This is a genomic window from Thermus aquaticus (genome assembly GCF_001280255.1).
Taxonomy (GTDB): domain Bacteria; phylum Deinococcota; class Deinococci; order Deinococcales; family Thermaceae; genus Thermus; species Thermus aquaticus.
In genome coordinates this window covers 1,629,206-1,642,177 of the sequence record NZ_LHCI01000106.1, presented here as the reverse complement: position 1 = coordinate 1,642,177, position 12,972 = coordinate 1,629,206, and the positions used below count along the sequence as shown (strand labels likewise).

At 69.1% G+C, this 12,972-nt stretch carries 15 protein-coding genes and 1 pseudogene; 12 read left to right on the top strand and 4 right to left on the bottom strand.

Annotated features, from left to right (window positions below; genetic code table 11):
• The 7 genes from BVI061214_RS09705 to BVI061214_RS09675 are packed head-to-tail and all read left to right on the top strand — an operon-like array spanning position 1 to position 5,142.
• Entirely contained in the window at positions 1–858 is an 858-nt protein-coding gene (locus tag BVI061214_RS09705; RefSeq protein WP_053768215.1) for a branched-chain amino acid ABC transporter permease, read from the top strand.
• Positions 855–1,751, top strand: coding sequence for a branched-chain amino acid ABC transporter permease (locus BVI061214_RS09700; RefSeq protein ID WP_053768214.1), 897 nt, complete (start codon positions 855–857; stop codon positions 1,749–1,751). The genes BVI061214_RS09705 and BVI061214_RS09700 overlap by 4 nt, the downstream gene beginning before the upstream one ends.
• The gene (locus BVI061214_RS09695) at positions 1,744–2,469 is read left to right on the top strand and encodes an ABC transporter ATP-binding protein (RefSeq protein WP_053768213.1); all 726 of its coding nucleotides are present in this window, start codon (positions 1,744–1,746) and stop codon (positions 2,467–2,469) included. The genes BVI061214_RS09700 and BVI061214_RS09695 overlap by 8 nt, the downstream gene beginning before the upstream one ends.
• Positions 2,466–3,170 (top strand): ABC transporter ATP-binding protein, encoded by a 705-nt coding sequence (locus tag BVI061214_RS09690; protein WP_053768212.1) that lies wholly within the window; start codon positions 2,466–2,468, stop codon positions 3,168–3,170. The genes BVI061214_RS09695 and BVI061214_RS09690 overlap by 4 nt, the downstream gene beginning before the upstream one ends.
• 9 nt (positions 3,171–3,179) lie before the next feature.
• Positions 3,180–3,935, top strand: coding sequence for a 3-hydroxybutyrate dehydrogenase (locus BVI061214_RS09685; RefSeq protein ID WP_053768211.1), 756 nt, complete (start codon positions 3,180–3,182; stop codon positions 3,933–3,935).
• A gap of 8 nt (positions 3,936–3,943) precedes the next feature.
• Positions 3,944–4,444 carry a SixA phosphatase family protein gene (locus BVI061214_RS09680; RefSeq protein WP_053768210.1) on the top strand — a complete coding sequence of 167 codons (501 nt, stop codon included), beginning with the start codon at positions 3,944–3,946 and terminating at the stop codon, positions 4,442–4,444.
• Positions 4,441–5,142, top strand: a complete 702-nt coding sequence (locus BVI061214_RS09675) for a CHAD domain-containing protein (protein ID WP_053768209.1) — start codon at positions 4,441–4,443, stop codon at positions 5,140–5,142. Before BVI061214_RS09680 ends, BVI061214_RS09675 begins: the two co-directional genes overlap by 4 nt.
• Here BVI061214_RS09675 and BVI061214_RS12630 read toward each other — a convergent pair.
• Positions 5,139–5,294 carry a pyruvate kinase gene (locus tag BVI061214_RS12630; RefSeq protein WP_248841753.1) on the bottom strand — a complete coding sequence of 52 codons (156 nt, stop codon included), beginning with the start codon at positions 5,292–5,294 and terminating at the stop codon, positions 5,139–5,141. The genes BVI061214_RS09675 and BVI061214_RS12630 overlap by 4 nt on opposite strands.
• Positions 5,295–5,369: 75 nt before the next feature.
• Here BVI061214_RS12630 and BVI061214_RS14070 point away from each other — a divergent pair, with 75 nt between their 5' ends.
• A complete protein-coding gene (locus BVI061214_RS14070; protein WP_053768208.1) occupies positions 5,370–7,184 on the top strand; it encodes a tetratricopeptide repeat protein in 1,815 nt (604 codons plus the stop codon).
• 190 nt (positions 7,185–7,374) lie between these two features.
• Positions 7,375–7,524, top strand: a pseudogene (locus BVI061214_RS13310) (transposase); the annotation flags it as partial.
• Positions 7,525–7,662: 138 nt separating this feature from the next.
• Here BVI061214_RS13310 and BVI061214_RS09665 read toward each other — a convergent pair.
• Genes BVI061214_RS09665 through BVI061214_RS09655 form a run of 3 tightly spaced genes read right to left on the bottom strand, consistent with a single transcriptional unit; the run spans position 7,663 to position 10,690 of the window.
• Positions 7,663–8,964 (bottom strand): ABC transporter substrate-binding protein, encoded by a 1,302-nt coding sequence (locus tag BVI061214_RS09665; RefSeq protein WP_053768207.1) that lies wholly within the window; start codon positions 8,962–8,964, stop codon positions 7,663–7,665.
• Between the two features lie 9 nt (positions 8,965–8,973).
• A complete protein-coding gene (locus BVI061214_RS09660; protein WP_003045385.1) occupies positions 8,974–9,786 on the bottom strand; it encodes a carbohydrate ABC transporter permease in 813 nt (270 codons plus the stop codon).
• Entirely contained in the window at positions 9,779–10,690 is a 912-nt protein-coding gene (locus tag BVI061214_RS09655; RefSeq protein ID WP_053768642.1) for a carbohydrate ABC transporter permease, read from the bottom strand. The genes BVI061214_RS09660 and BVI061214_RS09655 overlap by 8 nt, the downstream gene beginning before the upstream one ends.
• A gap of 84 nt (positions 10,691–10,774) precedes the next feature.
• On the opposite strand from BVI061214_RS09655, the gene BVI061214_RS09650 reads away from it, so the two are divergent.
• Genes BVI061214_RS09650 through BVI061214_RS09640 form a run of 3 tightly spaced genes read left to right on the top strand, consistent with a single transcriptional unit; the run spans position 10,775 to position 12,953 of the window.
• A complete protein-coding gene (locus BVI061214_RS09650) occupies positions 10,775–11,512 on the top strand; it encodes a sugar phosphate isomerase/epimerase family protein (RefSeq protein ID WP_053768641.1) in 738 nt (245 codons plus the stop codon).
• A 9-nt stretch (positions 11,513–11,521) separates the two neighbouring features.
• Positions 11,522–12,253: a 5'/3'-nucleotidase SurE gene (surE, locus tag BVI061214_RS09645; protein ID WP_053768206.1), complete on the top strand. Its 732-nt coding sequence runs from the start codon at positions 11,522–11,524 to the stop codon at positions 12,251–12,253.
• Positions 12,237–12,953: a glycosyltransferase family 2 protein gene (locus tag BVI061214_RS09640; RefSeq protein ID WP_053768205.1), complete on the top strand. Its 717-nt coding sequence runs from the start codon at positions 12,237–12,239 to the stop codon at positions 12,951–12,953. The genes surE and BVI061214_RS09640 overlap by 17 nt, the downstream gene beginning before the upstream one ends.
• Positions 12,954–12,972 lie beyond the last annotated feature (19 nt).

Sequence of the window (12,972 nt, the reverse complement as noted above, 5' to 3'; positions counted from 1 at the left end):
ATGGAGCTCCTTCTCCAGACCCTCCTGAACGGCCTCCTCATAGCTGGGGTTTATGCCCTGGTGGCCACCGGGCTTGCCCTCTCCCTGGGGGTGGTGGGCATCGTCAACTTCGCCCACGGAGAGTTCCTCATGGTGGGGGCCTTCCTCTCCTACCTGCTCTACGCCGCCCGGGGCGTGGACCCCCTCCTCGCCCTGGGCCTGGCCTTCCTGGCCGCCTTCCTGGTGGGGGCCCTCACCTACTGGGGCCTCATCCGCCCCGTCCTCAAGGCCCCGGAGCTCAACCAGATGCTCCTCACCTTCGGGCTTTCCATCCTCCTGCAGAACCTGGCCCTCCTCCTCTTCGGGGCCGACACCCGGGTGGTGGCCCCGCCCTACCAGGCGGCGACCCTGGCCCTGGGGCCTTTCTTCCTGGGGGCGGTGCCCCTGGGGGCCTTCCTTCTCTCTTTGGCCTTGCTCCTTCTACTCCAGGCCTTCCTCACCCGGACCCCCTTGGGCCTGGCCATGCGGGCGGTGGCCCAGAACCGCCTGGCCCCCGGGCTTTTGGGCATTGAGGCGGAGAGGGTCTATCTTTTGGCCTTTGGCCTGGCGGCGGCCTTGGCCGGGGTGGCGGGGGTGATGCTCTCGGTGATGCTCTACGCCAGCCCTACCGTGGGCTTTCTCTTCACCCTCAAGTCCTTCGCCATCGTGGCCCTGGCGGGGCTCGGCAACCTGAGGGGGGTCATGCCCGCCGCCTTGGTCCTGGCCCTGGCCGAGGCCCTGGTGAGCACCTACGTGCCGGGGGGTGGGGGTCTGGTGGAAGCGGTCTTTTTCCTGGTCCTCTTCCTGGCCCTGGTGGGCCGGGCCTGGAGGTGGGGATGAGGGGGGTGGTCCTCTTCCTCCTGGTCTTCGTCCTCCTGCCCTTCCTGCCCCTCGGGGTCTGGCGGGCCTACCTGCTGGACGCGGGGGTCTTCCTGCTCCTTTACACCGCTTTGGCCCTCTCCTGGGACCTGGTGGCCCGCACCGGCCAGCTCTCCCTGGCCCATGGCGCCTTCTTTGGGCTTGGGGCCTATGGGGTGGGGCTCCTCGTGCCCCACGTGGGGACCCTCCCCGCTCTGGCCTTGGGGAGCCTGCTTGCGGGGTTTTTCGCCCTCCTCCTGGGTTCGGTAACCTTGAGGCTCCACGGCCTCTACTTCGCCATCGCCAGCCTGGCCTTCAGCGAGGTGCTGAGGACCCTGGCCCTGAAGCTCCCCTTCACCGGCGGGCCCATCGGCCTTCCCGTTCCCCCGGCCTTCGGCGGTGCGCCTTTGGCGCCCTACTACCTGGCCTTCGCGGTTCTGGCCGTGGCCGTAGGTCTCAGCCTCTGGGCGGAGCACAGCCCCTTCCGCCTGGCCCAGGCGGCCTGCCGGCAGTCCGAGCCCGTGGCCCGGGTTTTGGGGGTGCGGGTGGTGCGGGTGAAGCTCCTTTCCCTCCTCCTGGGAAGCCTGGTAGCGGGCCTGGCGGGCGGGGTCTACGCCATGAAGGCCCTCTTCATCAACCCCTACGAGGCCTTCAGCCTGGGGCGGGCCGTGGAGGCCTTGGTCATCCCCATCTTCGGCGGGCTCTACACCACCCTGGGCCCCCTTCTTGGGGGCGTGGTCCTGGTGGGGCTGGAGCAGGTCTTGAGGCTTTGGATCCAGGAGGGGTACCTGGTGGTCTACGGGGCCATCCTCATCCTGGCCATCCTGTTTCTGCCCCGGGGGCTTCTGGGGCTCTGGAGGAGGCGGCGTGGCTAAGGTCTTAGAGGTCCAAGGGGTGTCCAAGCGTTTTCTCGGGCTGAAGGCCCTGCAGGGGGTCACGCTCCACCTGGAGGAGGGGGAGATCCTGGCGGTCATCGGCCCCAACGGGGCGGGGAAGAGCACCCTGCTCAACGTGATCTCCGGCCTTCTTCGGCCCGATGCGGGGCGGGTCCTCTTCCTGGGCCGGGACGTGACCCCCCTCCCCCCCGAGGCCCGCACCCATTTGGGCCTGGGCCGGGCCTTCCAGATCCCAACCCCCCTGCCCGAGCTCACCGTGCGGGAGAACCTGCTGGTGGGGGCGCTTTTTGGCAGGCCGGGTCGAAGCCGGAAGGAGGCGGAGGCCAGGGTGGAGGCGGTTTTGGAGCTCACCGGCCTGGCCGCCAAGGCCGAGGCTCCGGCGGGGGAGCTCACCCTATTGGAGGACAAGCGCCTGGAGCTGGCCCGGGCCCTGGCCACCGGCCCCAAGGTCCTCCTCCTGGACGAGGTCATGGCGGGCCTCCGCCCCAAGGAGGCCCAGGAGGCGGTGGACCTGGTGCGGCGGATCCGCGACGCCGGGGTCAGCGTTCTCTTCATTGAGCACCTGATGCCGGTGGTGCGGGCCTTGGCGGACCGGGTGGTGGTCTTGGACTACGGGGAGGTCATCGCCGAGGGGCCTTACGAGCAGGTGGCCCGGGAGGAGAGGGTGCGGGAGGCCTACCTGGGGAGGCGGGCATGAGGCTTAGGGTGGAGGCCCTCGAGGCGGGCTACGGCAAGGCCCAGGTCCTCTTCGGCGTGGACCTGGAGGTGGTGGAGAACGAGCTTGTGGCCCTCCTAGGGGCCAACGGGGCGGGGAAGACCACGCTTCTTCGGGCCATATCGGGTCTGGTGAGGCCCTGGTCGGGCCGGGTCCTCTTGGAGGGGCAGGACCTCGGAGGGCTTTCCCCCGCCAAAAGGGCCCGGATGGGCCTAGGGCACGTGCCCGAGGGGCGGCAGCTTTTCCCCCTTATGACCGTGGAGGAGAACCTGAGGCTGGGGGCGGTCTTTCTGGCCCCGGGGCGGGAGCGGGAGGGCTACGAGCGGGTCTACGGCCTCTTTCCCCGCCTGGCCGAGAGGCGGCGGCAGCTGGCGGGGACGCTTTCCGGTGGGGAGCAGCAGATGCTGGCCATCGGCCGGGCCCTTATGGGCTTTCCCAAGATCCTGCTGGTGGACGAGCCTTCCCTGGGCCTTTCCCCGAGGCTCGCTGAGGAGGTCCTTCTGGCCCTCAAGGCCGTGGCGGGGGAAGGCGTGGGGGTGCTCTTGGTGGAGCAGAACGTGGCCCTCACCCTGGATGTGGCCGAGAGGGGCTACGTCCTGGAGCACGGGAAGGTGGTGCTGGAAGGCCCCGCTTCGGCGCTGGCCCAAGACCCCCGGGTGCGGGAGGCGTACCTGAGCCTGTAGATTGGGGCCATGGGAATACTTTCGGGAAAGGCGGTTTTGGTCACGGGGGCGGGGAGCGGCATCGGCCTGGCCATGGCCCGGGCCTTCGCCCGGGAGGGGGCGAGGGTTCTGGTCCACGACGTGAAGGACGCCCGCTGGCTGGCCGAGGAGCTGGGCGGGGTCTTCCTCCAGGCGGACCTCGCCGATCCGCAGGCGGTGGAGGCTTTGGGGAAGGAGGCGGCGGCGCTGGGGGTGGACATCCTGGTCAACAACGCCGGCTTCCAGCACATAGACCCGGTGGAGGCCTTCCCCCTAGAGACCTGGCAGGCCATGGTCCAGGTGATGCTCACCGCCCCCTTCCAGCTCATCAAGGCCCTGATCCCCGGCATGAAGGCCAGGGGATGGGGGCGGATCATCAACGTGGCCAGCGTCCACGGCCTGGTGGCGAGCCCCTATAAAAGCGCCTACATCTCGGCCAAGCACGGCCTCGTGGGCCTCACCCGGACCGTGGCCCTCGAGGCCGGCCCCTACGGGGTCACGGTGAACGCCATCGCCCCGGCCTACGTGCGCACCCCCCTGGTGGAGGGCCAGATCCAGGACCAGGCCCGCACCCTGGGGATCTCCCCTGAGGAGGTGGCGGAGAAGGTCTTCCTGGCCCAGGCGGCCATCCGGCGCCTCATTGAGCCCGAGGAGGTGGCGGAGCTGGCCCTCTTCCTGGCCTCGGAGAAGGCCTCGGCCATCACCGGGGCGGTCTTGCCCATAGACCTGGGTTGGACGGCCCGGTAGACTGGGGTATGGAACTCTTCCTGGTGCGCCACGGCGTGGCCGAGCCCCTGCCCGAGGGGGCGGGGGAGGAGGCGGACGATGCCCGGGCCCTGACGCCCAAGGGGGTCCGCCGCTTCCGCAAGGTGGTCAAGGGGCTTTCCGCCTTGGGGGTGGAGCTGGACCTGATCCTGACAAGCCCCAAGCGCCGGGCCCTGGAGACGGCGGAGCTCCTCTCCGACCTCCTCTCGGGGGAGACCCGGGTCACGCCCCATCTGGCCGAGCCCCCGGGGGAGGCCCTTCTGGCGGAGATCCCCCAGGAAGGCCGGGTGGCCCTGGTGGGGCACGAGCCCTACCTTTCGGCGCTTTTGGGCTGGCTCCTCTTCGGGGACCTTCTGGGGGGGTCGGTGCGGGAGGCCCTCGAGGGCCGCTTCGTCCTCAAGAAGGGCGGGGTGGCCTGGCTGGAGGGGACGCCGCGCCCCGGGGGCATGGCCCTAAAGGCCCTCCTTCCCCCGAAAGTCTTCCGCATATGAAAGACGCCCGGGACTGGGTGGCCCACCTGGAGGCCTACCTGCCCCTGGCCCTCTCTGGCGAGGACCCCGAAGGGGTGCACCAGGTGCGGGTGGCGGGCAGGCGGCTTCGGGCCTACCTGGACCTTCTGGGCTTCAGGGTCTTAAAGGACGACCTTCGCTTCCTGGTGCGCCAGGCGGGGCGGGTGCGGGACCTGGAGGTGGCCTTAGGCAGGCCCCTTCCCGAGGGGTTTCGGGAGCACCTGAGGGCCGAGCTTTCCGAGGCCAGGCGGAGCCTGGTGGCCCTCCTCCGTTCCCCCTGGATGGGGGCCCTTCTCAGGGCCCTCAGGCACCTGCCGCCCCTGGACAAAGGGCAGGCCAGGAAGCGGCTTAGGCGCCCGCAGGAGCGCCTGGAGGCCCGCTTTTTGGAGCTTAGGGCGGAGCCAAGCTTGGAGCGCCTTCACGCCTTCCGCCGGGCCCTCAGGCGGGTGCGCTACGCTAAGGAGTTCCTGGGCCTTTCTACCAAGCGGGAGAAGGCCCTGCAGGAGGTTTTGGGGGAGGTGAACGACCTCAGGGTGCTCAAGGACCTCCTTCTGGCCTACCTCCACCGCCGGGAGGACCCCGAGGCCCGGAGCTACCTGGAGGGGTTGGAAAGCGCCTTGGAGGCCGCTACCCGGAGGGCCCTGGAGGGCCTCGGCCTCGGGTCCATCCCTCGGGGTTAGGGGTTGGGCCTCCAGGAGTAGAGGGCCCGGAGCCCGGCGGTTTTCTTGTGCCGATGGGCCTGCATCCGGGTCAGGACCTCATCCAGGAGGGCTACGGCCTCCAGCACATGGGGTCCCTTGTTGACCATGACGCACTCCGCCCGGGCCGCCAAGGTGGCGTCGGAAAGCTCCGCCCGTTGTTATCCTTGCCTTTACAAGGCAAGGCCGTTTTGAGTTAAAGTCTCTTCATGGGGCGTCTGGACCTGGAACGGGCCTGGGAACTTTTGGAGGAGGGCGACCTGCCTGAGGCCTTGGAGCACGCCGAGCGGGCCTACCGGAGGCACCCCAAGGACCCCGAGGCCCGCTTTCTTTACGGCCACCTCCGCTTCGTCCTGGAGGGGAGCTACGAGGGGCTCCGGCTCATGGAGCTGGGGGCCAAGGCCCTGGGCATGGAGGCTTGCACCCACCTTTGGCAGGTCTATGGGACAGACTTTCCCGCCCACCTCCTGGACCTGGCCCGCTTCCTGAAGCAAAAGGGTCTTCCCCTCCCGGGGGATACCGCCTGGGCCGAGGCGGTCTTGGAGGAGCAGGAGCTCCCCCTAGAGCTGGCGCGGGAGGTTGAGAGGAGCCTCTACCAAGAGGACCTGGTTTCTCTGGAAGGCTTTTACCGGAAACGCCCTACCCCTTACCTGGGCTACCTGTTGGTGCGCCTTTACCTGGTCCGCGGGGCTTTCCTCGAGGCCAGGCGCCTGGCCGAGAGGCTGGACAGGGAGTGGGGCGGGGACTGGCGGGTAGACCTGGCGGTCCTCCTCGCCCGCTTTCCCCAGGAGGGCCCGGCCCTGGCGGAGGAAGCGCGCCCTCTCCTGGCCCGTACCCCCCGGGACCCCCACCTGGCCGAGGGGCTAGCCCTTCTGGCCCTAGGGGTAGGGGAGGGCGGGGTGGCCCTGGGGCTGGACCGCGCCTTTGACCCGCCGTTGCGGGCCCGATTCCCCCAGTTGGAAGCGCCCCTAGCGGCCGCGGAGAGGGGTGAAGCCCTGTTGCCTCTGGAGCTTTTCCTCCCTCGAGGCCGGGCGGACATCCCCCTTCCTCCCTTCGCCTGGGAGGCCCTCCAGCCCTGGTTGCCCCGCCTCGAGGTCCGCGACCTTAACCTTTGGACGAGGCCCTTCCTGCGCTCAGGCCTCCTCTCCCCGGAGGACCCCCGGCTCAAGCCGGAGGCCCGGGACGCGATCCGGCGCCTAGGGGCCCTGGAGGAGGGAAGACCTCCCTTTGTGCCCCTGGCCAGCCTGGGGGAGCTCCTCGGTGCCTCCCCCGAGGAACGGGAGGCCGCCATGGCCGCCTTATCGTTGGAGGAGCTCCGACACTTCCGGAAGGAGTTCCCGGAAAGTCTCCTTCTGGAGCTGTATGACCTCCTCCACCGGCCCCTTCCGGAGTGGCCTGAGCGAGGGGTTCGCCGCCTCCTGGAGAGGGACCTCCCCTGGGGTGTGAGGGAGGCCCTCCGCCTGCGGCTGGAGCTTAAACGGGACCCCCTGGCCCCCCTCCCTGCCCCCGAGCCTCCGCCCGGGGCTCGCTGGCCGGAGGAGTTCTTCTACACCTGGCTTCTCCTGGTCCCGCCCTTGGAGGAGGTGGAGGAGGCGTTCCTCTACCCCCTGGGCGGCAAGGGCGCACTTCTGGACTGGACGAAGGTCTTTGCCTTGCGCCCTCTGCGCCTCGGGGTCCAGAAACCCTGGCGGCAAGAGCCCCTTCCGAGGGGAGGCGGCCTCCAAGACTGGGTCCGGCGCGTGCCCTTGAGCGTCCGGACCTTATGGCTTGCCGACCTGGAAGTGGAGATGGGCCTGGAGCTACCGGACCTCCTGGACCCTACGGCCCTGAGGGACCTCATAGAGGAACTGGAACCCGAGGCCCGCACCCTCTTGGCCCGTCTGGCCCGCGAGGAACGGCTCCCCCTTTCCCAGGTGGAGGAGAAAGTCCTAGGGGAACTGGAGCGCCGCTTCCTGGCCTTCGCTGGGGCGGGAGAAGTGGGCGTGCCCCAGGACCTGAGGGCAACGCTCTCCCGGTTGCTCTGAGGGCCGCTTCATACCACCCCATGCTGGCCCAAGCCAGCATGGGGGCTCCGGCAAAAGGTTCCTGGGGAAGTTACCAGGCCTGGTGGGGGCGGTGGTCCTCGAGGGGCATCCCCTCTACCTGGGGGTCCAATGGCGCCCTGGTCCCTCTTTGGCCTTCTCCGCCAGGCCTAGGCTAGGGTGTGGGAGCCATAAGCTAACTGTGATGGTGCGGTCTTTGGGCCTTCACCGTATAGAAGCTCGGTCCTTTTGGGGCCTGGCGGCCCGGGTCAACCTGATCCTTTTGGTCCACAACCCCGTTCGGAGTCGGGTCTTGCTCAGGATGGCCGGGGTGGAGCTATGAGGTGGCACACGAAGGTATTCACCTCCGTGCGAAGGCCCTTGAGGCCTCCGGAGCCAACATAGGTGAGGCGTGTCATGGGGCGGTCAAACGCTAAGTACCCCGCCGTGGCTCTTGCCACGGCGGGGGCCCCAAAAGGGCCTAGCGCCCTACGCTGGCGTTGTACCTGGCCAGGGCCTGGTCGGCCTTGGCCTTGGCCTCGGCCAGGGCTTCCCTGGCGGGCCTGCCCCGCAGGACCTCCTCCCAGGCCGCGGCCACGTACTGGCGGATCTCGGGGAAACTCCCCATGAGGCACCCGGCGGAGATGTTGTTCACCTTGGAGGTGGAAAGCTGCTGGATGGCGGTGGTGAGGTTGGGGTTCTTCACGTGGGCCTGGCGCACCTCGGGGATCCCGTCCACCCCCTTGACCACGGGGAAGTAGCCCGTGGCGATGTGCCACTTGGCCTGGGTCTTGGGCTCCAAGAGGAAGCGCACGAAGGCCCAGGCCGCCTCGGTCTCCTCCGCCGGGAAGCCCTTCAGCACGTAGAGGGCGGCGCCGCCGATGGCCACCCCGTTCCGCTCCTTGAGGTAGGGGAAGAAGGCGGTGCGCAAGGGGAAGCGGCCCCCCACCTGGCGCAGGACCCCGGTGAGGCTGGCGGTGGAGTAGCTGGCGATGGCCGCCTGGCCCTGGGAGAAGAGGCTTTGGGAGTCGCTCCAGTTCCTGCCCGTGTTGGCGGCCACCCCTTCCCGCACCAGCCGGGCGTAGGTGTCCAGGAAGGCCGCCGCGGCCTCGTTGTCAAAGGTCACTGCCGTGGCCCGGGCCTTGCGCCCGTTCTCGTTGTTGCAGAAGTACTGGCCGGAGTTGTAGGAGAACTGCTCCACGAACCAGGAGTCAATGGGGATGGAGAGACCGTAGCGCACCGTCTTGCCGGAGGCGTCCTTCTTGGTGAGCTTCCTGGCCGCTTCCTCCAGGTCCTTCAGGCTCCAGGTGGGCTTGAAGGCCAGGCCCGCCTCCTGGAAGGCGGCCATGTTGAAGTAGAGGAGGGGGTTGGAGGAGTTGAAGGCGAGGCCGTAGAGCTTGCCCTCCACGGTGTAGTAGCTCCGGGTCTGGGGGACGAAGCTGTCCAGGTTGAAGCCTTTCTGCCGGGCTAGGTCCTCGAGGGGCACCACGGCGCCCGAGTCCGCCATGATCCGGGCCCCGATGTCGTAGACCTGGATCACGTGGGGGTAGCCCCGGCCCGCCCTCAGGGCCGCCAGGAGCTTGTTGATGCCGTCGTCGTAGCTTCCCACGTACTGGCTTTTGACCTCGTACCTGCTCTGGCTGGCGTTGAACTCCTTGACCAGGGCCTCCGTGGCCTCCCCCAGGACCCCGCCCATGGAGTGCCAGAAGGTGATCTGCACCTTCTGGCCCAGGGCCGTGCCAAGGACCAGCGCCGCTAGACCTACCGTTAAAGGCTTCCGCATACCGACCTCCTATCCCTTCAGCCCGCCCAGGGCGATCCCCTTGACGAAGGCCCTTTGGGCGAGCAGGAAGGCCAAAAGGGTGGGCAGGAGCACCAGGAAGCTGGCCGCGGCCACCACGTTCCACCGGGCCACGGCGTCCGCCTCGTTCAGGATGAAGTTGATGGCGATCTGGGCGGTCTGCATCTCCTTGGACTGGGTCACCACCAGGGGCCAGAGGTACATGTTCCAGGTGCCGATGAAGGTGAGGGCGGCCAAGGCCCCTAAGGCGGGGGCGGCGAGGGGCAGGGCCACGTGGCGGATGAGGCCCAGGTGGCCTGCCCCGTCTATCCGGGCGGCGTCAAAGTAGTCCTCGGGGATGGTCTTGATGTACTGGCGGAGGAGGAAGACCCCCAGGGGGCTTGCGGCGAAGGGGAGGATTAGGGCCTGGTAGGTGTCCAACCAGTCCAGCCGGTTCACGAGGAGGTAAAGGGGGAGGAAGGTGACCTCGCCGGGGACCAGGAGGAGGGCCACCGCCAGGCCGAAGAGGGCCCTCTGGCCCCGGAAGGGGATGCGAGCCAGGGCGTAGCCTGCGAGGAGGCTGGTGAAGAGGACCCCAAGGGTGGTTAGCGTGGCCACCAGGAGGCTGTTGCCCAGGTAGCGCCACAGGGGGTAGTCGGTGAGGGCGGCCCGGTAGCCCTCGAGGCTCACCCTGGGGGGCAGGAGGCCGGGGGTGAAGAGGTCCTCCGGGGCCCGGAGGCTGGCCGAGAGGAGGACGAGAAGGGGAAGGGTGAGGAGGAAGGCGTAAAGGGAGGCCAGGAGGTAGGTGGGCCAGCGCTTACGCATAGTGCACCCTCCTTCCCAGTAGCCGGAACTGCAAGGCGGCCAGGACCACCAGGAAGAGGAAGAGGAGAAGCCCCTCGGAGGCGGCGTAGGCGAAGCGGAAGTTGAAGAAGGCGTCCTGGTAGACCCGGTAGATCCAGACCGTGGTGCTCTCCATGGGTCCGCCTCTGGTGAGGAGGTGGATCTGGCCGAAGGCGGTGAGGCTTTTCAGGAGGACCAGGAGGCCCACCAGGAAGAGGGTAGGGGAGAGGAGGGGGAGGACCACCCGCCAGAACCGGGTCCAGGGCCCGGCCCCGTCCACGCTGGCGGCCTCCAGGACCTCCTCGGGGATGTTCTGGAGCCCCGCCGTGAGGAGGATGGCGGTGAAGCCCACCCCGGCCCAGGCGGTGACCACGGCCAGGGTGGGGAGGGCCAGCTCGGGGCTGGTCAGCCAGGGCTGGGGGGAGAGGCCGAGGGCCTTAAGGGCGTGGTTGAGGTAGCCGCCCACGGGGTGGAGGAACCAGCCCCAGGCCACGGCGGCCACGGCGGTGGGCACGGCGGTGGTGAGGAAAAAGAGGGTGCGGAAGAAGGCCACCCCAGGGTAAGGGCGCCAGACCAGAAGGGCCGCCAGAAGGCCCAGGAGGAGCTCCAGGGGCACCACCATGAGGGCGAAGAGGAGCGTGGTCCTCACGCTTTTCCAAAAGGCGGGGTCGGCCAGCACCTGGCGGTAGTTTTCCAGCCCGCTATAGCGGAGGTCCCGGCCGAAGAGGTCCTCCTGGTGAAGGGAAAGCCACACCGCCTGGCCCAAGGGCACCACGTAGAAGAGGAAGAAGAGCCCGATGGCGGGGAGGACGAGGCCCAGGGCCCAGGCCTCTTCCTTGCGCCTGTGCGCCCGGGCCCGCGCGCTAGAGGGGGATGCCCTAACCATCAAGGGCATCCTTCCACGCCTTTGTCAGAAAAGCGTCATCCCACCCTTGACCTTCCCCTGACGGCGGGGGGCTACCATCCGCCCATGGACCTTCGCCTGAGCCTCAACGTGCAGGACCTCAAGGCCATGGCCCCCCGGTTGGAGGCCCTGGGCCTTGGGGCCGAGGCCTACCTGGACCCGGAGGTGCTGGAGGACGACGAGCTCTTTTGGAATGCGCCCCGCCTCCGCCTCCCCCTCTCCGTCCACCTGCCCTTCTGGAACCTGGACCTCCTTTCTCCAGACCCCGAGGTGGCGGGCCTCACCTTAAGGCGCCTCCTCTTCGGCCTGGAGCGGGCGGTGGAGCTGGGGGCCGACCGGGCGGTGCTGCACTCCGGCATCCCCACGGGCCGCACCCCGGAGGAGGCCCTGGAGCGGGCCCCCCTTTTCGCCGAGGCCCTGAGGCCCGTGGTGCGCCGGGCCCGGGCCCTGGGGATGGCCCTCTTCCTGGAGAACACCCACGAGCCTGACCCCGCTTCCCTCAAGGTGGTCCTCGAGGCCCTCCCCGAGCTGGGCTTCTGCTTTGACGCCAGCCACGCCCAGGTCTTCAGCCGCACCCCCCTTCCCGGGCCCTGGCTGGCCCTGGCCCCGGACCACCTGCACCTGAACGACCACGACGGGGCCTACGACCGGCACTGGAACCTGGGGCGGGGCCTCGCCCACCACGAGGACTGGCTGGGGCACTTCCTAGAGGCCACCCTGGTCCTAGAGGTCCGGGGGGACCCCACCCCTTCCCTGCGCTGGCTGGAGGGGTTTCTTGACCAAACCCTGACGGAGGCCCTGTAGCCTCGGGCCATGCGGAAAATCCTGGTCAGCAACGACGACGGCATCTACAGCCCCGGCCTCTGGGCCCTGGCGGAGGCGGCGAGCCGCTTCGGGGAGGTGGTGGTGAGCGCTCCCGACGCGGAGCAGAGCGGGGCCGGGCACGCCATCTCCATCGCCCACCCCCTCAGGGCCTACCCCCATCCCGCCCCCTTCCCCGCCTACCGGGTGCGGGGGACCCCGGCGGACTGCGTGGCCTTGGGAATGCACCTCCTGGGCCCCGTGGACCTGGTCCTCTCCGGGGTCAACCTGGGGAGCAACCTGGGGAACGAGATCTGGCACTCCGGCACCGTGGCCGCCGCCAAGCAGGGCTTCCTCCTGGGGGCCTCGGCGGCCGCCTTCAGCGTGCCCATGAACGGGGAGGAGCCCGACTTCGCCGCCCTAAAGCCCTGGATAGAGGACGTCCTGGAGGTCCTCCTCAGTCTCGAGGCGCCCTTTTTGGTCAACGTAAACCTCCCCCTCACCCCCAAGGGCATGCTCTGGACCCGGCAGTCCGTGCGCCACTACGAGGGCCTGGTGGTCCCCGAGACCGACCCCATGGGCCGGAAGGTCTACTGGTTCGCGGCGAGGCCCCTCAGGGAGGCCGAGGAGGGCACGGACCGCTGGGCGGTGGAGCAGGGCTTCGTGAGCCTCACCCCTCTTCGCCTGGACCTCACGGACGAGGCCAGGCTTTCCCCCAGCTACCGGCATGGGGCCCACCCTTAGCGTGGTCATCCCCACCAGGAACCGGCCCCACCTCCTCCGCGGGGCCCTCCTGAGCCTCCTCCGCCAGACCTACCCCGCCTTTGAGGCCGTGGTGGCCGAGGACGGGGACGGGGAGGGCCTTGGGGTGGTGGAAGCCCTGGGAGATCCCCGCCTCAAGGGGGTCTGGTCCGGGGGAAGGGGGCAGGTGGCGGCCAGGCTACGGGCTCTGGAGGTGGCCCAGGGGGATCTGGTCCTCTTCCTGGACGACGACGACCTTCTCCTGGATCCCGCCTACCTCTACCGGGTGGCCCGGGCCCTCAAGGGGGGCGCGGGGGTGGCCTACTCCGGGGGCCTCTTCCTGACCCCCAGCCGGGACATCCCCTACGAGCCCGGCCCCCTGGGCCCCTGGCTCCTAAAGGACAACCGCATCCTGGCCTCGGGGACCGCCCTTTCCCGCAAGGCCCTCCATGACCTCGGGGGGCTGGACCCCCAGATGGGCCACTACTGGGACTGGGACCTCTGGCTTAGGGCCTACCGGGCCGGGCTTCCCTTCCGCTACCTGCCGGGGCCCAACGTGGGGGTGCGGGTCCACGGGGAGAACCAGAGTTACGGGGCCAACCTGGAGGAGCGCAGGCGGGACCTCGAGGCCCTCATGGCCAAGCACGGCCTCGCGGGCATCGCCCTAAAGGACCACCTCCAGCTGGCCCTGACCGGCCTCTGACAGAGGTGTGCTCCAATGA